Origin of the sequence: Leifsonia poae, assembly GCF_050632865.1 — a bacterium.
GTDB lineage: Bacteria > Actinomycetota > Actinomycetes > Actinomycetales > Microbacteriaceae > Leifsonia > Leifsonia poae_B.
This window is the reverse complement of sequence record NZ_JBODSA010000001.1, coordinates 147,704-167,995: the sequence shown is the minus strand read 5'-3', so window position 1 is coordinate 167,995 and position 20,292 is coordinate 147,704. Positions and strand designations below refer to the sequence as shown.

19 protein-coding genes, 1 pseudogene and 1 riboswitch are annotated in these 20,292 nt (G+C 69.9%); of the genes and pseudogenes, 8 read left to right on the top strand and 12 right to left on the bottom strand.

Annotated elements, in window-relative coordinates; translation table 11 throughout:
- Nucleotides 1–40: 40 nt before the first annotated feature.
- Nucleotides 41–769: an MIP/aquaporin family protein gene (locus ACRAWB_RS00800; protein ID WP_431352682.1), complete on the bottom strand. Its 729-nt coding sequence runs from the start codon at nt 767–769 to the stop codon at nt 41–43.
- Between the two features lie 181 nt (nt 770–950).
- Nucleotides 951–2,690: an FAD-dependent oxidoreductase gene (locus ACRAWB_RS00795; RefSeq protein WP_431351625.1), complete on the bottom strand. Its 1,740-nt coding sequence runs from the start codon at nt 2,688–2,690 to the stop codon at nt 951–953.
- A gap of 139 nt (nt 2,691–2,829) precedes the next feature.
- On the opposite strand from ACRAWB_RS00795, the gene ACRAWB_RS00790 reads away from it, so the two are divergent.
- Nucleotides 2,830–3,837 (top strand): sugar-binding transcriptional regulator, encoded by a 1,008-nt coding sequence (locus tag ACRAWB_RS00790; protein ID WP_431351624.1) that lies wholly within the window; start codon nt 2,830–2,832, stop codon nt 3,835–3,837.
- 72 nt (nt 3,838–3,909) lie between these two features.
- Here the strand turns inward: ACRAWB_RS00790 and ACRAWB_RS00785 are convergent, their stop codons facing one another.
- On the bottom strand, nt 3,910–5,622 hold the full coding sequence (locus ACRAWB_RS00785; protein WP_431351623.1) for a hypothetical protein: 1,713 nt from the start codon (nt 5,620–5,622) through the stop codon (nt 3,910–3,912).
- A 98-nt stretch (nt 5,623–5,720) separates the two neighbouring features.
- Nucleotides 5,721–5,875, top strand: a riboswitch (FMN riboswitch).
- A 71-nt stretch (nt 5,876–5,946) separates the two neighbouring features.
- Here ACRAWB_RS00785 and ribD point away from each other — a divergent pair.
- From ribD to ribH, 4 genes and pseudogenes are all read left to right on the top strand, one after another.
- The gene (gene ribD, locus ACRAWB_RS00780; RefSeq protein ID WP_431351622.1) at nt 5,947–7,032 is read left to right on the top strand and encodes a bifunctional diaminohydroxyphosphoribosylaminopyrimidine deaminase/5-amino-6-(5-phosphoribosylamino)uracil reductase RibD; all 1,086 of its coding nucleotides are present in this window, start codon (nt 5,947–5,949) and stop codon (nt 7,030–7,032) included.
- A 4-nt stretch (nt 7,033–7,036) separates the two neighbouring features.
- Nucleotides 7,037–7,666, top strand: a complete 630-nt coding sequence (locus ACRAWB_RS00775; RefSeq protein ID WP_431351621.1) for a riboflavin synthase — start codon at nt 7,037–7,039, stop codon at nt 7,664–7,666.
- A pseudogene (ribA, locus tag ACRAWB_RS00770) lies at nt 7,663–8,964 on the top strand (GTP cyclohydrolase II). Before ACRAWB_RS00775 ends, ribA begins: the two are co-directional and overlap by 4 nt.
- Nucleotides 8,961–9,437, top strand: coding sequence for a 6,7-dimethyl-8-ribityllumazine synthase (ribH, locus tag ACRAWB_RS00765; protein ID WP_363807564.1), 477 nt, complete (start codon nt 8,961–8,963; stop codon nt 9,435–9,437). Before ribA ends, ribH begins: the two are co-directional and overlap by 4 nt.
- A gap of 4 nt (nt 9,438–9,441) precedes the next feature.
- On the opposite strand, the gene ACRAWB_RS00760 is transcribed toward ribH, so the two are convergent.
- From ACRAWB_RS00760 to ACRAWB_RS00740, 5 genes are read right to left on the bottom strand one after another with little or no spacing between them, the layout of a single operon-like run.
- Nucleotides 9,442–9,849, bottom strand: a complete 408-nt coding sequence (locus tag ACRAWB_RS00760; protein ID WP_431351620.1) for a VOC family protein — start codon at nt 9,847–9,849, stop codon at nt 9,442–9,444.
- On the bottom strand, nt 9,849–10,463 hold the full coding sequence (locus tag ACRAWB_RS00755; protein ID WP_431351619.1) for a dihydrofolate reductase family protein: 615 nt from the start codon (nt 10,461–10,463) through the stop codon (nt 9,849–9,851). Before ACRAWB_RS00755 ends, ACRAWB_RS00760 begins: the two co-directional genes overlap by 1 nt.
- Nucleotides 10,464–10,467: 4 nt before the next feature.
- On the bottom strand, nt 10,468–10,944 hold the full coding sequence (locus ACRAWB_RS00750) for an SRPBCC family protein (RefSeq protein ID WP_431351618.1): 477 nt from the start codon (nt 10,942–10,944) through the stop codon (nt 10,468–10,470).
- The gene (locus ACRAWB_RS00745; RefSeq protein WP_431351617.1) at nt 10,941–11,288 is read right to left on the bottom strand and encodes an ArsR/SmtB family transcription factor; all 348 of its coding nucleotides are present in this window, start codon (nt 11,286–11,288) and stop codon (nt 10,941–10,943) included. The genes ACRAWB_RS00750 and ACRAWB_RS00745 overlap by 4 nt, the downstream gene beginning before the upstream one ends.
- Nucleotides 11,289–11,306: 18 nt before the next feature.
- A complete protein-coding gene (locus tag ACRAWB_RS00740) occupies nt 11,307–11,801 on the bottom strand; it encodes a DUF2269 family protein (protein ID WP_431351616.1) in 495 nt (164 codons plus the stop codon).
- Nucleotides 11,802–11,971: 170 nt separating this feature from the next.
- Between ACRAWB_RS00740 and ACRAWB_RS00735 the strand changes: the two genes are divergently transcribed.
- Nucleotides 11,972–13,366, top strand: a complete 1,395-nt coding sequence (locus ACRAWB_RS00735; protein WP_431351615.1) for an MFS transporter — start codon at nt 11,972–11,974, stop codon at nt 13,364–13,366.
- A 21-nt stretch (nt 13,367–13,387) separates the two neighbouring features.
- On the opposite strand, the gene ACRAWB_RS00730 is transcribed toward ACRAWB_RS00735, so the two are convergent.
- The 3 genes from ACRAWB_RS00730 to ACRAWB_RS00720 are packed head-to-tail and all read right to left on the bottom strand — an operon-like array spanning nt 13,388 to nt 15,983.
- Complete coding sequence (locus tag ACRAWB_RS00730) at nt 13,388–14,218, bottom strand: ABC transporter permease (RefSeq protein ID WP_431351614.1); 831 nt, start codon at nt 14,216–14,218, stop codon at nt 13,388–13,390.
- Nucleotides 14,215–15,060, bottom strand: a complete 846-nt coding sequence (locus ACRAWB_RS00725; protein WP_431351613.1) for an ABC transporter permease — start codon at nt 15,058–15,060, stop codon at nt 14,215–14,217. The genes ACRAWB_RS00730 and ACRAWB_RS00725 overlap by 4 nt, the downstream gene beginning before the upstream one ends.
- Nucleotides 15,057–15,983: an ABC transporter ATP-binding protein gene (locus ACRAWB_RS00720; RefSeq protein WP_431351612.1), complete on the bottom strand. Its 927-nt coding sequence runs from the start codon at nt 15,981–15,983 to the stop codon at nt 15,057–15,059. Before ACRAWB_RS00720 ends, ACRAWB_RS00725 begins: the two co-directional genes overlap by 4 nt.
- Nucleotides 15,984–16,079: 96 nt before the next feature.
- Between ACRAWB_RS00720 and ACRAWB_RS00715 the strand changes: the two genes are divergently transcribed.
- Nucleotides 16,080–16,295, top strand: coding sequence for a hypothetical protein (locus tag ACRAWB_RS00715; RefSeq protein WP_431351611.1), 216 nt, complete (start codon nt 16,080–16,082; stop codon nt 16,293–16,295).
- A 48-nt stretch (nt 16,296–16,343) separates the two neighbouring features.
- The gene (locus ACRAWB_RS00710) at nt 16,344–18,323 is read left to right on the top strand and encodes an ABC transporter ATP-binding protein (RefSeq protein ID WP_431351610.1); all 1,980 of its coding nucleotides are present in this window, start codon (nt 16,344–16,346) and stop codon (nt 18,321–18,323) included.
- A 79-nt stretch (nt 18,324–18,402) separates the two neighbouring features.
- Here the strand turns inward: ACRAWB_RS00710 and ACRAWB_RS00705 are convergent, their stop codons facing one another.
- The gene (locus ACRAWB_RS00705) at nt 18,403–20,235 is read right to left on the bottom strand and encodes a phosphoenolpyruvate carboxykinase (GTP) (RefSeq protein WP_431351609.1); all 1,833 of its coding nucleotides are present in this window, start codon (nt 20,233–20,235) and stop codon (nt 18,403–18,405) included.
- Nucleotides 20,236–20,292 lie beyond the last annotated feature (57 nt).

Here is a 20,292-nt window from a genome sequence, read left to right as displayed (position 1 = left end):
GGGCGGGGCCGGCGGGATGACTCCCGACCGGCCCCGTTTATCACTTGAGGATGGGGAGCAGCAGCAGTGCGAGCCAGCCGGCGATCAGACCGCCGATGATCGGGCCGACCACCGGGACCCAGGAGTAGGACCAGTCGCTGGAGCCCTTGCCCTTGATCGGGAGGATGGCGTGCACGATGCGCGGTCCCAGGTCACGGGCTGGGTTGATGGCGTATCCCGTCGGACCACCGAGGCTGGCACCGATGCCGATCACGAGGAGGGCGACGGGCAGTGCGCCGAGGGCTGCGAGTCCGGCCGCCTGACCGGGCTGGTGGCCGAAGGCGATCACCACGAACACCAGCACGAAGGTGCCGATGATCTCGGTGACCAGGTTCCAGCCGTAGCTGCGGATGGCAGGACCGGTCGAGAAGACGCCGAGCTTGTTCGCCGGGTCCGGCTCCTCGTCGAAGTGCTGCTTGTAGGCGAGCCAGGTGAGGACGGCGCCGATCATCGCGCCGATCAACTGCGCGAGGATGTACAGCAGCACCGTGATGAAGTTCACCGGCACCAGCGTGTGCGCCGCGGCCGAACCGAACGTCTTGGCGCCGTTCGCCACGAGCCCCAGCGTCACCGCAGGATTGAGGTGAGCACCCGAGTTGTAGGCGACCACCACGCCGGCGAACACACCGATGCCCCAACCGAAGTTGACCATCAGGAACCCGCCGTTGAAGCCCTTGTTCCTGATGAGGGCGACGTTCGCCACGACACCGGTACCGAGGAGGAGCAGCAGCGCTGTGCCGACCACCTCGGACAGGAAATCTACACCGATATTGTCCACGTTGACCTTCCAGTTGTTCAGTTGACCCGCACCCTGTTGTGCGATCTGGTGTGGCACTCGTCAGGGTGGGCATCTGAACGCTATTGCGCTCGGGCCCACCTCGACAAGGACCATGTCATGCACGTTCGTGCATTTATCGAACAGCCGCGGCTTCGCTCCCGTCCCCCGACTTGAGCTGCACCCGGTGGGCGTCGGCGAGGTCCGCTACGAACGAATCTTCCTCCTCCGTGCGCTGATTTGGCGACCATCCGAGTGCGTTTGCGACGATTTCGCCGATCTCGCGCACGAGAGCCGGGGTGATCGCGCCCGTGAAGGCGAGGCTGGTGCGGCGCAGGAAGACGTCTCCGAGGTGCACGACATGCTCGTTGCGCACCAGGTGGTCGATCTCAGCGCGGGAGTACGAGGGAGCGGCCGCGAGCGGTGCATCCTCTCCATCCCAGCCGGCGATCGCGTCGATCACGAAGCTCGCCTTGGTGCCGTAGCGGTTCAGCAGCGTGGCCGCCCGCTCGGCGCCGACGTCGGCGCCGTACCGGGCGATCCAGTCGCGCTCCGCCTGCGGCGTGGTGGGGAAGCCGGCGCCGCCGCCGATCGGCAGGCCGAGGGTCTGGACGGTGCGCTCGACCTTCAACGCGGCCAGCGTCTCGTTCGCCAGGTGCTCGCTGAGGGCGCGGAACGTGGTCCACTTGCCGCCGACGAGGCTGAGCACCGTGGTGTCCCCGAGGCCCGCGATCGTGCCCGGGACGATGCGGTAGTCGCGGGAGACGAATCCCGGTGCCGTGTCGTCGTGCCGCGGCAGCGGTCGCACACCCGAAAAGGTGTAGACGATCTGCTCGCGCGTGATCGGGATCGTTGGGAAAACGTGCGCGACCAGCTCGATGAAGTAGTCGATCTCGTCCTCGGTGATCACCGCGCGCTCGGACATGTCGGCGTCGATGTCGGTGGTCCCGACCATGACGCGGCCCTTGAGCGGGTAGATGAGGACGATACGGCCGTCGTTGTTCTCGAAGAACATCTCGCGGCCCTGGCAGGCCTCGAGGAGCGCCGGGTTGTCGAGGACGATGTGCGATCCCTTGGTGCCGCCCATGTACCGGGTGGCCCCGCCCAGCGCCTCGTTGGTGAGGTCGGTCCAGGGACCGGAGGCGTTGACCACGACGTCGGCGGTGATGGAGAACTCCTCCCCCGTCTCGCGGTCGCGGACCAGTACGCCGCCGTCGCGCGTCCCGACAGCCTCGACGTAGTTGACCGCACGGGCGTGGGGACCCGCGGCGAGTCCGTCGGCGAGCACGTCGAGCGCCAGGCGCTCCGGGTCGTGCACCGAGGCGTCGAAGTAGGTCGCGGTGTACTTGAGGCCCGGGTTGAGCTCGGGCAGGATCTCCAGCGACTTCTTGCGGCCGTGGAAGCTGTGGCGCGGCACCGAGCCGCCGTCGCGCGAGAACGCGTCGTAGATGGTCAGGCCGGTCTTGATGAGGAACGCGCCGCGCTCCTTGGGCTTGCCCTGCTTGTGGGTGAGGAACCGCAGCGGCGCCGCGAGGATGCCGGAGAAGGTGGAGAAGATCGGGATGGTGGTCTCGAGCGGCTTCACGTAGTGGGGGGCGATCTTGAGCAGGCCGTTGCGCTCGGTCACCGACTCCTTGACCAGGCGGAACTCGCCGTTCTCGAGGTAGCGGATGCCGCCGTGGATCATGTGGCTGGATGCGGCGGACGCCCCGGAGACGAAGTCGTTGCGCTCGACGAGCACGACGTCGACGCCCTGGAGGGCGAGGTCGCGGAAGGTGCCGAGACCGTTGATGCCGCCGCCGACCACGAGCACCTGTGCTCGGGGGCGTTCGCGGAGGCGCTGGACCTCGGTGCGGGTGGTCGACTTCGTCGTCACGATGTTCTCCTAGTGCTGTCTCGTGAGGTGCTGTGCAGCTATAGTCTTCGCATCGGCACAACTTCGATCAAGCGCTATGCACATACGTGCACCCCCTGATCGGCCCCCCCGAACGCCGACCCAGCGAAGAAGGCCCCGAATGCCCCAGCCCGACACCGAGCACCTGCCCGACAAGGTCCGCGACGCCCTCAAGGCGGGCCACCTCTATTACATGCAGGACCTGACGATGGAGGCCATCGCGCACGAGATGCACACGTCGCGGTCGAGCGTTTCGCGCCTGCTCAGCTACGCGCGCTCCTCGGGGCTGGTGACCATCCAGATCGCCGAGCCGCACGAAGGTGCAAGCCAGATCCAGCAGTCGATCCACGAGCACTACGGGATCGCAGCGCACATCGTGCCGATGCCGAGCGCCATCAGCGACGTCGACCGCCTGGAGCGCGTGGCGATCTCCGCTGCACGGATTCTCGACCGCTTCATCGACTCCAACCAGACCGTCGGGATCGCCTGGGGCTCCACGATGAGCGCCCTGAGCCGGCATCTCATCCCGAAGGAGCTGCACAACGTCGAGTTCGTGCAGCTCAACGGCGCGGGCAACACCTACACGACCGGGGTGCTGTACGCGTCGGAGATCCTGCGCCGCTTCGGCGACACCTACTCGGGCACGATCCAGGAGTTCCCGGTCCCGGCGCTCTTCGACGACCCGCAGACCAAGATCGCCATGTGGCGCGAGCGGAGCACCCGCCGCATCCTCGACATCCAGGAGCGGATGGATGTCGCCCTCTTCGGCCTCGGCTCCCCCTTCTCCGAGGTCCGCTCGCACGTCTACGCGGGCGGCTATCTGGACCAGGCGGACTACGCGTCGCTCGACGAGTCCGGCGTGGTGGGAGACGTGGCGACCGTGTTCTTCCGTGAGGACGGCAGCCACCACGGCATCCCGCTGAACGAACGTGCGAGCGGCCCGGACATCGACCTCATCAAGCGGGTGCCGCGGCGCGTCTGCATAGTCTCGGGCCCGTCGAAGGTGCACAGCCTGCGCGGTGCGCTGGCGGCGGGGCTGATCACCGACCTCATCGTCGACGAGGGCACGGCCCGCGCGCTCGCGCAGCTGACGCAGACGAGCGCGCACGCGGAGGCCGCCGCGGCGTAACCGGAGACGGCACGGCCGCGAGGCGGGTGCCCGGCGGGCCGGCACCCGCGGATGCCGGCCCCGCCGATGGCGCTATGCGCGCCGGGCTCGGCGACGCGCGACGACCGCGGTCATCGTCCCTGCGAGGAGCAGCAGCAGGGCCCAGCCGGTGAGGTCCGACGCCCTCGACGCGGTGGTCGAGCCTGTCTTCGCCAGCGACGCCGCCCCGGGTGTGCGCTGATCAGCCGCGGTGCCAGGAGCAGGCGCCCCGGATCCGCCGGCAGGCCCGGCCGGACCACCGGGACCAGCAGGCCCACCCGGCCCAGCAGGTCCACCCGGCCCAGCCGGCCCCCCAGGCCCTTCGGTTCCGCCCGGAGGCGTCCCCGTGTCGTCGGGGTCGCTCGCCGTCACCGCCGCGGCCGCATCGTCCTCGTTCGAGAGGACACCGTCCGGATACCGTCCGGCGAGTGACGCACCGTCCGGGCTGAGCGGCGTTCCCACCACGACAGCGGTGTTGACGGTGTCGCGTGTGGTGTCGGAGATGGAGGTCGTGATGCATCCGAGCGATCGGGACTCCCCCGGCACGAGGTCGCCGAAGGCGAGGGCTGCGCACTCCGCACTCCGGCCGGCCTTTCCTCCGCTCAGCGTCTCGACGCTCGGGACGATGCCGACGAGCGGCAGATCACCGGTGTTGCGCACCGTCAGGCGCCATTCCACGGCTGAACCTCCGGCGACGACGACACGCTCGATCCACTGCGCGTCATCAGCGAGGTCGCATCCGGTCCCCGTCATGCAGACCTGCTTCACGAGCTCCAGCGACGGAACCAGAGCCTTCGCCCTCGCCGTGGCCGGGCCCGAATCGACCGAGCCGCCGAAGCGATCGAGCAAGGCACCCCCGTTCGGATCGGTGAAGACGCTTCCGAGGTGTGCGGTGTTGGTCACCCACTGTCCGCCCGAGACGGAAGCGGTGGAGCAGACGAGGGCGGCTGAGCTGCCCGCGGGAAGATGCGCGGCGATCGTCCGGCCGAGGCAGTCGGTCGCTCCCGCGGGAGGCCCGCTGAGAGCGTCGCCGGCAACGGCCACATCGTCGAGATCGATGTTGCCGGTGTTCCGCGCCGTCAGCCGCCACTCGACGGCGGTGCCGCTGACGACAGTGGTCTCCGGTGCCCACTCCGCGTCGACCGTCGGGTCGCATCCGGTGCCGGTGATGCAGACCTCCTTCACCAGCTCGAGCCGCGGGTCGAGCACGTGGAGCGTGACCGTGGTGGTGGCGCTGGAGGTGTCGAGCCCGTTCGGCGCGTCGACGGGAGAGGGCACACCCCAGTTCACCCGCCCCAGGTGATCCGCCGCGGTGAGCGTGCGGGAGAGAACGGACTGGGTGGGAATGGTCGTGCGCCCCGACTGGAGGATGGTCCCCGTGCCGAGGTCGGACTTCGCCCCGCCCGCCGGTGTGAAGGACCACCCGACCTCGGATCCGACGAATCCCCACTGCAGCGCGTCGCTCGAGTTGTACTGCGTCTGGCATGCCTTTGCGAGACCGACGAGCTGCACCGTGTCCCCCGGCAGCGCGTACACATCCTTCGTGAAGCCGTCCGGCGTCGCGATCTTGACGACCGTGAGCGACTGGCTTCCGTCGCACACGCTCGACGCCAGGTCGTCGTAGGGCGTGGGGACGAGGCGGGTGGCCGCGGGCGGGGCGGTCGCCGCGAACGCCACGGCTGCCGTGAGCGCACCGCTCGCGACGGTCGCCGCCCCCGCGACCACGGCGATCGGTCGGAATACACGTATATATTTCGCATTGAACACACCGAAATGATAGCCGTGCGTCGATGTCGCCGGATGACGCGTGACCGCAACGGGAATAGACGGCGCGCTGACGCGTTGATCTAGACTCGACAACGAAATAACGTGCTCCGGGGTCGGTGAGAGTCCGAACCGGCGGTGACAGTCCGCGAGCGGTGCGCCCAGGCGCCCTGCTGAGCCGGTGGAATTCCGGCACCGACGGTAATGCGTGCAGGCGAGAGCCTGCCGCTCAGTCCGGATGGGAGGCAGCACGGTGGGCAGCCCGCATGGGCTGGCGCCCGCGCGACCCCGGCGACACGTCTCGACGAGAGACAGGATGGCAACGGGATGACGTGGGAAGCACCCATGCGCACGGCGCTCGAGCTCGCCGCCAACGGTCCCGCGACCGGCGTGAACCCGCGGGTCGGGTGCGTTCTCCTCGATGCGGAGGGGAACATCCTGGCCGAGGGCTGGCACCGTGGCGTCGGCACCCCGCACGCCGAGGTGGATGCGCTGAACAAGCTCCCCGAGGGCGGCGCCCGCGGCGCGACCGCCGTCGTGACGCTGGAGCCCTGCAACCACTGGGGCCACACGGGCCCGTGCTCTGTTGCGCTCATCGAGGCCGGCGTCGCGCGCGTGGTCTACGGCACGGATGACCCGGGCCACCACTCCGGCGGGGGCGCGGAGCGCCTGCGCGAGGCGGGTGTCGAGGTCACCGGCGGCGTCCTTCGAAACGAGATCGAGGACTTCCTCGGCGACTGGCTGACCGCCGCGCGCCTCGGGCGACCGTACATCGTCGTCAAGTGGGCGAGCAGCCTCGACGGCCGCGCCGCCGCCTCCGACGGCACCAGCAAGTGGATCACCGGAGCCGCCGCCCGCCAGCGCGTCCACGAGCAGCGGGAGGCGTCCGACGCGATCGTCGTCGGCACCGGCACGGTGCTCGCGGACGACCCGAGCCTCACCGCCCGCGGCGACGCGGGCGAGCTGATGGGCACGCAGCCGACACCCGTGGTGATCGGCACCCGCGCTGTCCCGAACGACGCCGCGGTGTTCCAGCACCCCAACCCGGTGATCTTCGAGGGCACCCACGACCTGCAGGAGGTCGTCGCCGACCTGCACCAGCGCGGCTTCCGCCGCATCTACGTCGAGGGCGGCCCGACGCTCGCTAGCGCGTTCGTCGCGGCGGGCCTCGTGGACGAGTACGCGATCTACCTCGCACCGACCCTGCTCGGCGGACCGCGCCTCGCCCTCGGCGACATCGGCGTCGAGACCATCGGCGAACAGCGCCGGCTGCGCATCCTCGACGTGGAACGCCTCGGCGGCGACCTGCTGATCCGCGCGGTGCCGGTCCCGCCCGGCGGTCCGCGCTCCGCCGACCACGTCCCCGTGGACGTCGCCGGCGCCGACATCTTCCCCACGACCCAGGAGGTCTGAACGCATGTTCACCGGAATCATCGAAGAGCTGGGCGAGGTCACCGCCGTCGAGCGCACCGCCGACGCCGCGCGCCTCACCGTCCGCGGACCGCTCGCGGTCAGCGACGCCCGGCACGGCGACTCCATCTCGGTCAGCGGTGTCTGCCTGACCGTCATCGACAAGGACGCAGAGGGCTTCACCGCGGATGTGATGGCCGAAACCCTCGCCATGAGCACGCTCGACGACGTCCAGCCCGGCCGCCGGGTCAACCTCGAGCGCGCGGCCCAGGTGGGCGACCGCCTCGGCGGCCACATCGTCCAGGGTCACATCGACGGCACCGCGACCATCCTCTCCGTCACCGACGGGAGCGCGTGGCGCGTCGTGCGACTCAGCCTCGACCCCGAGCACGCGCCGCTGGTCGCGCGCAAGGGCTCCATCGCCATCGACGGCGTCTCGCTCACGGTGAGCGCCGTCGGCGGCGGACGCGAGGACGGCTGGTTCGAGGTCTCGCTCATCCCCGAGACCCTTGCCGCCACCACGCTCGGGGACCGCGTCCCCGGCGACCGCGTCAACATCGAGACGGACATCCTCGCCCGTCACGTGGAGCGCATGCTCGCGCTCGAACCGGCACTGACCGAACGGAGTGCGTCATGAGTCTCGCCACCATCCCGGAAGCCCTCGCCGAGCTGCGCGCCGGCCGCCCGGTGATCGTCGTCGACAACGAGAGCCGCGAGAACGAGGGCGACGTCGTCCTCGCCGCCGAGCTCGCCAGCCAGGAGTGGATCGCCTGGACGGTGAAGAACTCCTCCGGCTTCATCTGCGCGCCGATGACCGACGAGATCGCCGACCGCCTGGAGCTGCCGGTCATGGTCGCCCACAACGAGGACGCCCGCGGCACCAACTACACCGTGAGCGTGGACGCGGCCGACCGCCTGTCGACCGGCATCAGCGCCGCGGACCGCGCGCACACCCTGCGCGTGCTCGCCGACCTCGACTCCACGCCGTCGAGCCTGCACCGGCCCGGCCACATCCTGCCGCTGCGCGCGGTGGAGGGCGGCGTGCGCGAGCGCGACGGCCACACCGAGGCCGCGGTCGACCTGCTGAAGCTCGCCGGGATGACCCCGTCGGCGCCATCGCCGAGATCGTCGCTGACGACGGCGAGATGATGCGCCTCCCCGGGCTGATCGAGCTGGGCAAGCGCGAGGGGATCCTCGTCGTCACCATCGAGTCGCTGATCGACTACCTGCAGGAGTTCCACTGCGACCAGCCGCTGGAGACGGTGACGCCCATCCCGGAGACCTCGCGCGTGATCTTCGAGGTCGAGACGACCGTCCCGACCACGCACGGCCCGTTCAAGATGCGCGCCTACCGCGACCGCATGACCGGCGCCGACCACGTCGCCATCGTCGCAGGCACCCCGCGCCGCGAGGGCACGCTGGTCCGCGTCCACTCGGAGTGCCTGACCGGCGAGGCGTTCGGCTCGCTCAAGTGCGAGTGCGGACCGCAGCTCGACGCCGCGATGGACACCATCCAGCGCGAAGGCGGCGTCGTCGTCTACCTGCGCGGACACGAGGGACGCGGCATCGGCCTCATCAACAAGCTGCGCGCCTACAAGCTGCAGGAGGAGGGCCTGGACACGCTCGACGCGAACCTCGCCCTCGGCCTGCCGATCGACGCCCGCGACTACGGGGCGGCCACGGCCATCCTGCAGGACCTGGGCATCGAGCTCGGTGCGGCTGCTGACCAACAACCCCGAGAAGGTGCGGCAGCTCGAGGAGCACGGCATCGAGGTCGAGGAGCGCGTGCCCCTCGTCGTCGGCGTCGGCGCCTTCAACGAGGGCTACCTGGAGACCAAGCGCGACCGGATGGGTCACGCGATCGGAGACATCGACCCGGTCGCCGGGCTCGACGAGACGGCCGCGGGCATCGCGGCGGAGAGGACCACACGATGAGCGGAGCGGGAGCCCCGAACGCGCAGGAGCAGATCGACGGCACAGGACTGAACGTCGTCGTCGTCGCGGGCAGCTGGCACGAGACGATCAGCGAGGCGCTGATCGCCGGCGCGCAGCGGACCCTGGATGCGGCGGGGGCGACGCACTCGCTGGTCCGCGTCCCCGGCAGCTTCGAGCTGCCCGTCGTCAGCAAGGCGGCGCTCGAGGCGGGCGCGGACGCGGTGGTGGCGCTCGGCGTCATCATCCGCGGCGGCACGCCCCACTTCGAGTACGTGTCGGCCGCCGCGACCGACGGCCTCACCCGCGTCGCGCTCGACACGGGCAAGCCGGTCGGCTTCGGGGTCCTGACCCTGGACGACGAGAAGCAGGGCATCGACCGGTCCGGCCTGCCCGGCTCGAAGGAGGACAAGGGCGCGGAGGCGGCGCACGCCGCGCTCGCGACGGCGGTCGCGCTGCGGGGGCTGCGCGGCTGACGCCTCAGCTCCGCCAGGGCATGTGCTGGAGCGTCCAGGTGTTGCCGTCCGGGTCGGCGAACCAGGCGTAGAGGACGCCGCCCATGTTCTCGACCGGCCCCATCTCGACGCCGCGCTCGATCAACCCCGCCCGCGTCGCCTCGATATCGGCGACGACGAGGTGAAGCCCGCGCAACGAGCCGGGCTCCATCCCGGTGCCACCCATGCCCTCCGTCAGGTTGATCGAGCAGTGGGATCCGGGCGGAGTGAGCTGGACGACGCGGACCCCGGGCGCCGGCCGCACATCCACGTCGAGGGTGAAGCCCGCTCGGTCGCGGTAGAACGCGGTCGAGCGGTCGATGTCGCTCACCGGCAGCATCACCAGCTCGAGCATCATCGCGCCGGGCGGTACGGGCTGCGCGGTGGTGTCCATCAGCCCACCTCGTAGGTCACGTGCGTCGCGTACGGCGTGACGATCACATCGCGCTGCACCAGTTCGCGGCGCACCGCATCCCGGAACAGCGGGTCCCCCGCCCCGAGGATGAGCGGCGACACGTGCAGGCTGAGCACGTCGACCAGCCCGGCGGCGACGGCTGAACCGACGAGCGCGCCGCCGCCCATCAGGACCACGTCGAGGTCTCGCCCGGACGCCGCCGACCGCTCCTCGGCCGCGGTCCGGGCGAGCTCGATCGCGTCCGCCAGGCCGGTCGTCACGAACGTGAAGTCCAGGTTCGTCAGCCGCCTCCGCTCGGGAGGTGTCGACGTCACGACGAAGAACGGCGGACGGCCCACCTCGCGCGCGCCGTAGCCGAGCTCGTCGCTCCACCCGCCCGGGCCATCGATGACGTCGAACAGGTTGCGGCCCATGATGACCGCGCCGGAGCGTTCCGTGCCCTCCTGCAGGAGGCGGTCGTCGGCGGGGTCTCCGGCGAACACCCAGCGGTGCAGCGCCTCTCCCCCGTCTCCCAGCCCGTTTCCGGGGCCGGCGTTCGGCCCGGTGACGAAGCCGTCGAGGGACATCGTGATGTCGGCGACGATGCGGGTCATGGGGTCACTTCCCCGCGAGCAGTTCGTCGAGCTTTTCGAAGCCCTCGCGGACGCCGTACTCCATGCCGCTCTCGATCATCTGCTCCAGCGCCTCGCGGGAGGTCATCACCGAGCGGCCGGACAGCCGGGTGCGGCCGCCGGGCAGAGCCTCGAAGCGCATCCGGTCGAGGCTCACCTCGCCGGGGGCTCCCAGCCACTCGAAGGTCTGGATGATCTGCTCGTTCTGCTCCACGGTGTGGAACGTGCCGCGGAACGCGTAGACGCTGCCGTCGGTGTCGTGCGACTCGTAGGCCCAGGTGCCGCCTGAGCGGAAGTCCCACTCGGTGATGACGTTGCGCAGGCGGCGCGGGCCGATCCACTGCGCGAACAGCTCGGGGTCAGCGTAGGCGCGGAAGACGGCGTCGACCGGCGCGTCGAACTCGCGGGTGAGGTCGGCATAGGAGGTGCCCTCGACGGCCTCGATGGTGACGGGGTTGCTCATGATTCCTTCTCCTTGGTGGAGTCGTTCTGCTGCTTCAGGATGGCGTCGAGGCGGCGGAACTGCGCCTCCGCCTCGAGCCGGTAGCGGTCGATCCAGGACGTCAGCCGCTCCAGAGCGGCGGCATCCAGGTGGACCGGGCGGCGCTGCGCCTCGCGGCTGCGCCAGACGAGGCCGGCCGCCTCGAGCACGCTGATGTGCTTGGAGACGGCTTGCAGGGAGATGGCGAAGGGCTCGGCGAGCTCGTTCACGGTCGCGGGCCCCCGGCTCAGCCGGGCGATCATCGCCCGGCGGATCGGGTCGGCCAGTGCCGCGAACGCCCGGTCGAGCGCTCCGTCGTCCTGCATTTTCAACCTTTCGATTTATCAACCAATTTGTTGAATACAACGGTAAGACGAGCGAGCGCCGAGCGCAAGAGGGATCTGGGCCCGGTTACGGCTTCCAGACCATGAGCACGACCACCGCGACCAGCAGCAGGCTCGCGACGCCCGAGCCCGCGGCGATCTGCGGGTAGCGGGACGCAGTCCCGTCACGCAGCGCCTCCCCGCCCGCCGCATGGCCGGCACGACCACGAACAGCGTCAGACCCAAGGCGACGACGTACAGGATGATCGACCACAGGATCCACGGCGTCGTCACGCTGAGGTCGTACTTCTTGTCCGCCAGCCCCATAACGCCGAACCCGAACAGCACCACCAGGAGCGACAGCAGCGACAGCAGGTTGGTCGACTTCGCCAGGGTCTCGACCTGGCGGGCGTCACCCGCACGGACGGCGCGCATGGCCGTCATCGGGAGGATGGCCATCGGTCCGACGATGAAGACGGCGGTGACGACGTGCAGGACAGCGAACAGCGTTTCCATGCTCCTCAGCGTAGCGAGGCGCACGGATTCGGCATGGCCACAGGAGGCGCATAGGGTAGAAGGTGCGCCACAAGCGCTGCCCGTCCTTCCGCCCATGCGCGCTTCCGCCCGACCGACGCCGCGCCCGCCATGCGGCCCTCTCGCACTCTCTCCGGAAGCTCTCTACACGCATGTCCACGACGGAAACCGTCACCACCCCCGCGCCCGCGAACACCCGCGGCCGCGTCATCCTCGCCAGCCTCATCGGCACGTCGATCGAGTTCTACGACTTCTACGTCTACGCGACCGCGGCCGTCCTGGTCTTCCCCTCCCTCTTCTTCACCAGCGAGGACCCCACCACGGCGCTCCTCGCCTCCTTCGCCGTCTTCGGCGTGGCCTTCATCGCCCGCCCGGTCGGCTCCATCCTGTTCGGTCACTTCGGCGACCGGATCGGCCGCAAGGGCACCCTCGTCGGCTCGCTGCTCACCATGGGGATCGCGACCGTCCTCATCGGCTGCCTGCCGACCGCCCAGGTGCCCGGCTGGGAGTTCTGGGCTCCGTTCCTCCTCGTCGTGATGCGCTTCTGCCAGGGCCTCGGGCTCGGCGGCGAGTGGAGCGGCGCCGCACTGCTGGCGACCGAGAACGCCCCGGCGGGCAAGCGCGCCATCTACGGCACATTCCCCCAGCTCGGCGCGCCGATCGGCTTCATCGTCGCGAACGTGCTGTTCCTCATCCTGAGCCTGACCATCGCACCGGAGCAGTTCGCCGCCTGGGGCTGGCGCGTTCCGTTCCTGCTGAGCGCGGTGCTCGTCATCGTCGGCCTCTACGTGCGGCTCAAGCTCGTCGAGACGCCCGCCTTCCAGAAGGTCGTCGACACCGGCGAGGTCGCCAAGCTGCCCCTCGCGCGCGTGTTCCGGACCAGCTGGCGCCAGATCATCCTCGGCACCTTCATCATGCTGGCCACCTACGTGCTCTTCTACCTGATGACCGCCTTCACGCTCACCTACGGCACCACCCCGGCGACCGCGGAGCAGGCGCAGGCCGCCGCGGAGAAGGCGGGCAAGACGTTCTCGGCCGCCACCTTCGTGCCCGGGCTCGGCTTCAGCCGCAACGACTTCCTGATCATGCTGATCATCGGCGTCGTGTTCTTCGGCATCTTCACCCTGGTCGCCGGCCCGCTCGCGGAGCGCTTCGGCCGCCGCAAGACGCTGATCTGGGTGACCATCGGGATCATCGTTTTCGGTCTGCTGTTCGTCCCGCTCTTCGCGGGCGGCACGGTCGGCACCATGGCTCTGCTCATCATCGGCTTCACGCTGATGGGCCTCACCTTCGGACCGATGGGCGCCGAGCTCCCGGAGCTCTTCCCGACGAACGTCCGCTACACGGGCTCGGCGATCTCCTACAACCTGTCGAGCGTGCTCGGCGCGGCCGTCGCGCCGACCATCGCGGTCTGGCTGTGGACCAGCGCCCACGGCAGCACCGTCTGGGTCGGCGTGTACCTGTCGCTGGCCGGCGTGCTGACCCTCATCGCGCTGCTCCTCTCGAAGGAGACCCGCGACGTGGAGTTCACCGATAACGTCAGCTGACCGCTCCGGTCGCCTGCGCGCTCAGTCGAGGAACAGGGCGCGCAGGCGGCGGGTGGTCAGGACCAGGCCGAGCACGATCATGACGGTGAAGTACAGGACGTGCCAGAGCATCCCGAGATCGACGTCGCCCGTCGTGAGCCCGCGGACGAGCTCAACCCCCTGCCACAACGGCAGCGCCTTGATGATCACCTGCAGCGGCTCCGGATAGACGGTGATCGGGTAGAACGTCGCCGAGAGCAGGAACATCGGCAGCAGGATGAAGTTGATCCAGTCCATCTGCTGGAACGTCTTCATGTAGCTCGTGACGCCCATCCCGAAGCTGGCGAAGCCGAACGCGATCAGCAGCACGGCCGGCAGAGCGAGGATCGCCCACCACGAGAGGTTCAGGCCGAGGGCCTGCATCACCAGCATGAAGCCGGTCGCGTAGAGGGCGCCGCGCAGCAGTGCCAGCAGGATCTCGCCGAGCGCGACGTCGAGCGGCCCGAGGGAGGTGGCGAGCATCCCCTCGTACAGCTTGGCGAAGTGCATCTTGAAGAAGACGTTCCACGTCGAGTCGTAGACGGCGCCGTTCATCGCGGCGGTCGCCAGCAGCGCGGGCGCGATGAACGCGGCGTACGGCACCTCCTGTCCGGACGACGTCTGGATGGTACCGACCAGCGACCCGAACCCGATGCCGAGCGACAGCAGGTAGAAGATCGGCTCGAAAAAGCCGGAGACGATGACCAGCCAGTTCGTGCTGCGCGTCGCCGACCAGCCGCGCTGCATCACCGAGCGGGCGTTGCCCGCGTACAGCGCGCGCAGCGGACGCGACCGCGCGTCGGCGGTCGTCAGGCGCTCGTCGGTCGTGGTCATTTGTTCAGCCTCCGGGCGGCGATGCGGCGCGACCACCGCCAGAACACGACGAACAGCGCGACCAGGTAGAGGACGTGCACGATCGAGAGCCACAGCGGCTCGCTCATCCCGTAGGTGAAGACGCGCGACAGCTCGGTGGAGTGCCAGAGCGGCGAGACCCAGCCGATCCACTGGAGGTAGGCCGGCATGCTGGTCAGCGGGAAGAACGTGCCGGAGAACAGCGACAGCGGCAGCAGCACGAACCGCATCAGCATCGCGATCTGACCCGTGTCCTGCTCGAGGGTGGCGACGTACGCCATGATCGGGGCGCCGAAGGCCAGACCGCCGAGGGTGCCGATCAGGATGCTGACCCATCCCCCGGGGTCGGGCACGGCACCGAACAGGACCATGAACAGGTAGTAGACGGCGCTGGTGCCGAGCAGTCGCGCGACGACGGCGATGACCACTCCGTCGATGATCTGGCCGGGGGCGATCGGCGAGGCGTTGATGCCGAAGAACGTCGGGTTCCACTTGAACCCGAGCAGGATCGGGTAGGTGAACTCCTCGCTCGCGACCGTGACCGCGGCGGTGCAGAGCAGCGCCGGGGCGACGAAGGCGAGGTAGCTGACCCCGTCGACGGCGTTCGGGCCCATGCTGGCGCTGACCAGGCTGCCGAGGCCGAGGCCCATCGCCAGCAGGTAGAGCAGCGGGTTGCCGAATCCCGTGACCAGCACCGTCTGCAGGTACGACCGCATCACGCGGAAGCGGTGCTCGGCCACGTACCAGGCGCCGAAGCGCCGCGGGCGCACGGCGGCGGCGAGCGCCGTCCGCGCCGCGTCCTGCCCGGTCTCGATCGCGCTCATTCGATCAGGCTCCGTCCGGTCAGGCGCAGGAACACATCCTCGAGGCTCGACCGCCGTACCAGGCTCGTGAGCGGGTGCAGCCCGCGCTCCGCGATCCGCACCAGCTCCGCCTCGCCGTCCTCGCTGTAGACGAGGATGCGGTCGGGCAGCACCTCGATCCGCTCGCCGATGCCGTCGAGCCGTTCGGCCACTTCCGCGTTGCGCTCGGAGCCGAACCGCACTTCCAGCACCTCGCGCGTGGAGTACTCCCGGATGAGGGCCGCGGGCGACCCCTCCGCCATGATCGTGCCCTTGTCGACCACGACCAGGCGGTCGCAGAGCTGTTCGGCCTCATCCATGTAGTGCGTGGTCAGCACCAGCGTCGTGCCCTGCTCCTTGAGCCGGAACAGGCGGTCCCACAGGATGTGCCGCGCCTGCGGGTCGAGGCCGGTGGTCGGCTCGTCGAGCAGCAGGATGCGCGGGTGGTTGATCAGCGCCCGGGCGATGGTGAGCCGGCGCTTCATGCCGCCCGAGAGGTCGTCGACCTTCGCCTTCGCCTTGTCCTCCAGCTGCGCGAACGCGAGCAGTTCGTCCGCACGCGTGCGCACGCGCGCGGACGGCAGCCCGAAGTAGCGGCCGTAGACGATGAGGTTGTCGCGCACGCGCAGCTCGGTGTCGAGGTTGTCGGCCTGCGGGACGACGCCGAGCTGGCTGCGGATCTCGGGACCGTAGCGGTCCGGGTCGAGGCCCAGGATGCTGAGGTCGCCGCCCGTACGCGTCGAGACCGCGCCGATCATCCGCATCGTCGTGGACTTGCCGGCGCCGTTCGGGCCGAGCAGTCCGAAGGACTCCCCAGGCTCGACTTCGAAGCTGATGCCGTCCACGGCCGGGAAGTCCTTGTACTTCTTGACGAGGTCGCGAGCGGCGATGACGGGCGTCGGCATAGTTCAGCACTGTAGCCCGCGCCTCCGACATCGCAGCAGGCCCACCGCCGTCAACAATGGTTGACTTCGGGCGTCGAGTCAACTACGGTTGACGGCATGGACACCGGAAGCCTCCGCACCCTGGTCGGCGACGCCGACTCGGACGACCCCATCGTCGCCCTGCGCGCCATCTCGCGCATGCACCGCGAGCTCGATCAGCTGGAGGCGGTGGCCGTGCGGCGCGCCCGCAATGCGAACGCGACCTGGCAGCTGATCGCCCTCGCACTCGGTGTCAGCAAACAGGCAGTCCACAAGAAGTACGGTCGGAGTTAGCGGTTCCGCCGCCCGACGAACCCTCCACCCCCGAAACGGAACACCGTCATGTCATCCACGTCCGCAGCCGCCCCGCGCCGCCGCCGGGGCTTCGGCCGGCCCGCCGACGACGCAGGCCCCCGCGCCCGCTTCTCGCAGCTGCTCCCCTACCTGTTCGAGCACAAGCGCGTGCTCGCCTTCGTGGTCGTGCTCAGCATCCTGGGCGCGGCCGCGAGCCTCGCTCAGCCCATACTCGTCAGCCAGGTGATCGACCTGGTCGGCAAGGGCGAGCCGTTGAACGGGCTGGTCTGGGCGCTCGTCGCCCTGGTCGTCGTCTCCGCCATCATCTCGGGCTACCAGCATTACCTCCTGCAGCGCACCGGTGAAGGCGTCGTGCTGTCGTCGCGGCGGAAGCTCGTCGGGCGCCTGCTGCGGCTGCCGATCAGCGAGTTCGACACGCGCCGCACCGGCGATCTGGTGTCGCGCGTCGGGTCGGACACGACGCTGCTGCGCGCGGTGCTGACCCAGGGGCTCGTGGAGGCGATCGGCGGCGCGCTGACGTTCATCGGCGCGCTCATCGCCATGCTCATCATCGACCCCGTGCTGCTCGGGCTGACCGTGCTCGTCGTCGCCATCTCGGTGGTGACCGTCGTCCTGCTCTCCGGTCGCATCCGCGTCGCCAGCCAGAAGGCGCAGACCAAGGTCGGCGACCTCGCCGCGGCCGTGGAGCGAGCGATCAGCTCGGTGCGGACCATCCGTGCGGCGAACGCGACGGAGCGCGAGATCGCGGCGGTCGACGAGGACGCGACCGGCGCGTGGAAGATGGGTATCCAGGTCGCGAAGATCTCGGCGCTGGTGGTGCCGGTCGCCGGGATCGCGATGCAGGTGTCGTTCCTCGTCGTGCTCGGCGTCGGCGGATTCCGGGTCGCCAGCGGCGCGATCACGATCGCCAACCTGGTGGCGTTCATCCTGTTCCTCTTCATGATGATCCTGCCGCTCGGCCAGGCGTTCGGTGCGATCGCAGCGGTGAACTCCGCGCTCGGTGCCTTGGGCCGCATCCAGGAGATCCTGGACCTGCCGACCGAGGACCAGCACGACCGCGATATCGCGCCGCTGGCGATGACCGTCGGCGTCGCCAACGAAGGGCTCGCGCCAGAGGCTCCCGCCATCGAATTCGCCGACGTCGTGTTCGCGTACCCGGAGGGCGCCGGGGAGTCGGCGTCGGGGTCGCCGTCCGCATCCGCGGAGACGCCCGCGGCCGAGCCGTCGCCGGAGCGCCTGGCATTCGAAGCGCTCACCGGCGCCGACGTCGTGGCCGAGGCGGAGGCTGCGGCCGGCGTGGGCGGCGGCGAGGGGCCGCAGCGTCACGGCGGCGTGCTCCACGGCGTGAGCTTCGGCGTCCCGCGGGGCAAGCGAACGGCGCTGGTCGGGCCGTCCGGGGCCGGCAAGTCCACCATCCTGGCGCTGGTCGAGCGGTTCTACGACCCGCAGGCCGGCGAGGTCCGCTTCGGCGGGATGGATGTGCGGAGCCTCGATCGCGAGGCGCTGCGGTCGCAGATCGGCTACGTGGAGCAGGACGCTCCGGTGCTGGCCGGCTCGCTGCGCGACAACCTGACCCTTGCGGCGCCGGACGCGACCGACGAGCAGTGCATCGATGTGCTGCACGCGGTCAACCTGACCGAGGTGCTGGAGCGGAGCGAGCTCGGACTGGGAGCGCCCGTGGGCGAGGACGGCATCATGCTGTCCGGCGGCGAGCGCCAGCGGCTCGCGATCGCCCGCGCGCTGCTCGCCGCGCCGCCCGTGCTGCTGCTGGACGAGTCCACCTCCAGCCTGGACGGCCGCAACGAGCAGCTGATGCGCGAGGCGATCGACGCCGTGGCGGAGGACCGCACGCTCCTCGTGATCGCGCACCGCCTGTCCACGGTGGTCGACTCCGACCAGATCGTCGTACTCGACCACGGCCGCGTCATCGGCACCGGAACCCACTCCGAGCTCGTCGAGACGACCCCGCTCTACCGCGACCTCGCGAAGCACCAACTCCTCGTCTAACCCGGCCCAGCCGCCGAGCACAGGAAAAACGTCGCCCATCCCCCGGATCGGCGACGTCTTTCCTGTGCTCGCGGGCCGGCTAGGCGCGGAGGTGGTACCGGAGGGACGCGAGCTCGGCGCGCAGGGCGGCCGGGACGCGTGAGCCGAAATGCGCGAAGAACTCCTCGGTGAGGTCGCACTCGGCGAGCCAGCTCTCCGCATCCACCTCGAACAGCGCCTCCACGTCGGCGGCCGGCAGGTCCAGCCCGTCGAGGTCGAGCTCTTCCACGACCGGCAGGCGGCCGATCGGCGTGCCGACGCTTCCGGCGCTGCCCTCGACGCGGCGTGCGATCCACTCGATCACCCGCGCGTTCTCACTGAACCCCGGCCAGAGGAACCGTCCATCCGCCCCCTTGCGGAACCAGTTCACCTGGAACACCTTCGGCGCGTTGTCCCCCAGCGCCTCCCCCATCTCCAGCCAGTGGGCCCAGTGGTCGGCCATGTTGTAGCCGCAGAACGGCAGCATGGCGAACGGATCGCGGCGCAGTTCGCCGACCACGCCTTCCGCGGCGGCCGTCTTCTCCGACGAGACCGTCGCACCGATGAACACGCCGTGCCGCCAGTCCCGCGCCTGCGCGACCAGCGGGACGTTCGTCGCCCGCCGCCCGCCGAACAGGATCGCGTCGATCGGCACCCCGTCGAACGCGTCCCAGTCGTCGGCGATGGACGGGCACTGCGCGGCGCTCACGGTGAAACGGGAGTTCGGATGCGCGGCCGGGCGACCGCTGTCGGGCGTCCAGTCCTTCCCCTCCCAGTCGATCAGGTGCGCGGGCGGCTCGTCGGTCAGCCCCTCCCACCAGACGTCGCCGTCGTCGCGCAGTGCCACGTTGGTGAAGATCGTGTTGCCCCACAGGGTGCTAACCGCGGTGCGGTTGGTGCTCTCGCCCGTTCCCGGAGCGACCCCGAAGAAGCCCGCCTCCGGGTTGATGGCGCGCAGCCGGCCGTCCGGCCCCGGACGCAGCCACGCGATGTCGTCACCGATCGTCTCGACCTTCCAGCCCGGGATGCTCGGCTCCAGCATCGCGAGATTGGTCTTGCCGCAGGCCGACGGGAACGCGGCCGCGAAGTGGAAGACGCGCCCCTCCGGCGAGGTCACCTTGATGATGAGCATGTGCTCGGCCAGCCAGCCCTCGTCGCGCGCCATCGCCGAGGCGATCCGCAGCGCGAAGCACTTCTTGGCGAGGATGGCGTTGCCGCCGTAGCCGGACCCGTAGGACCACACCTCCCGCGTCTCCGGGAACTGGACGATGTACTTGGTCTCGTTGCAGGGCCACGCCACGTCCTCGTGCCGGACCCCGGCGTCGTCGATCAGCGGCGCGCCGACGCTGTGCACGGTCGGCACCCACGGCTGCCCGGCGTCGATGAGGTCGAGCACGGTCGTGGTCACGCGGGTCATCATCCCGAGGCTCACGACGACGTAGGCGGAGTCGGTGAGCTGGATGCCGACCTGCGAGATAGGGCCGCCGACCGGTCCCATCGAGAACGGGACGACGTACATCGTCCGCCCGCGCATCGAGCCGGCGAAGACCTCTCGGAGCTCGGCGCGCATCCCCTCGGGCTCGCGCCAGTTGTTGGTCGGGCCGGCGTCGGCCTCGTCCCGGGAGCAGATGAAGGTGCGGTCCTCGACGCGCGCAACGTCGCCCGGATCGGTGCGTGCGAGGAAGCTGTTCGGCCGCCACTCCGGGTTGAGGCGGATCAGCTTGCCCTCGGCGACGAGCTGCTTGGTGAGCCGGTCGGCCTCGGCGAGGGAGCCGTCGCACCAGACGACCTCGTCGGGCTGCGTGAGGGCGGCGATGTCGTCGACCCAGGCGCGCACGGCGTCCAGCCCGCCGGTCGGCGCGGCGTCGGTCAAGTCCAGCTCGGCGATGCTCATGAGGCGTCCTTTTCGTCGAAAGAAGCGGTGATGCATCCAGCATCCGGGATGTTCCGT

What these genes read in the sequence shown, in the direction of transcription:
- ribD (WP_431351622.1), top strand. Translation starts at nt 5,947, where the DNA reads ATGACGTGGGAAGCACCCATGCGCACGGCGCTCGAGCTCGCCGCCAAC.
- ACRAWB_RS00750 (WP_431351618.1), bottom strand. Translation starts at nt 10,944, where the DNA reads ATGAGCAACCCCGTCACCATCGAGGCCGTCGAGGGCACCTCCTATGCC.
- ACRAWB_RS00725 (WP_431351613.1), bottom strand. Translation starts at nt 15,060, where the DNA reads ATGAGCGCGATCGAGACCGGGCAGGACGCGGCGCGGACGGCGCTCGCC.
- ACRAWB_RS00715 (WP_431351611.1), top strand. Translation starts at nt 16,080, where the DNA reads ATGGACACCGGAAGCCTCCGCACCCTGGTCGGCGACGCCGACTCGGAC.
- ACRAWB_RS00740 (WP_431351616.1), bottom strand. Translation starts at nt 11,801, where the DNA reads ATGGAAACGCTGTTCGCTGTCCTGCACGTCGTCACCGCCGTCTTCATC.
- ribH (WP_363807564.1), top strand. Translation starts at nt 8,961, where the DNA reads ATGAGCGGAGCGGGAGCCCCGAACGCGCAGGAGCAGATCGACGGCACA.
- ACRAWB_RS00730 (WP_431351614.1), bottom strand. Translation starts at nt 14,218, where the DNA reads ATGACCACGACCGACGAGCGCCTGACGACCGCCGACGCGCGGTCGCGT.
- ACRAWB_RS00705 (WP_431351609.1), bottom strand. Translation starts at nt 20,235, where the DNA reads ATGAGCATCGCCGAGCTGGACTTGACCGACGCCGCGCCGACCGGCGGG.
- ACRAWB_RS00760 (WP_431351620.1), bottom strand. Translation starts at nt 9,849, where the DNA reads ATGGACACCACCGCGCAGCCCGTACCGCCCGGCGCGATGATGCTCGAG.
- ACRAWB_RS00755 (WP_431351619.1), bottom strand. Translation starts at nt 10,463, where the DNA reads ATGACCCGCATCGTCGCCGACATCACGATGTCCCTCGACGGCTTCGTC.
- ACRAWB_RS00775 (WP_431351621.1), top strand. Translation starts at nt 7,037, where the DNA reads ATGTTCACCGGAATCATCGAAGAGCTGGGCGAGGTCACCGCCGTCGAG.
- ACRAWB_RS00710 (WP_431351610.1), top strand. Translation starts at nt 16,344, where the DNA reads ATGTCATCCACGTCCGCAGCCGCCCCGCGCCGCCGCCGGGGCTTCGGC.
- ACRAWB_RS00790 (WP_431351624.1), top strand. Translation starts at nt 2,830, where the DNA reads ATGCCCCAGCCCGACACCGAGCACCTGCCCGACAAGGTCCGCGACGCC.
- ACRAWB_RS00745 (WP_431351617.1), bottom strand. Translation starts at nt 11,288, where the DNA reads ATGCAGGACGACGGAGCGCTCGACCGGGCGTTCGCGGCACTGGCCGAC.
- ACRAWB_RS00735 (WP_431351615.1), top strand. Translation starts at nt 11,972, where the DNA reads ATGTCCACGACGGAAACCGTCACCACCCCCGCGCCCGCGAACACCCGC.
- ACRAWB_RS00720 (WP_431351612.1), bottom strand. Translation starts at nt 15,983, where the DNA reads ATGCCGACGCCCGTCATCGCCGCTCGCGACCTCGTCAAGAAGTACAAG.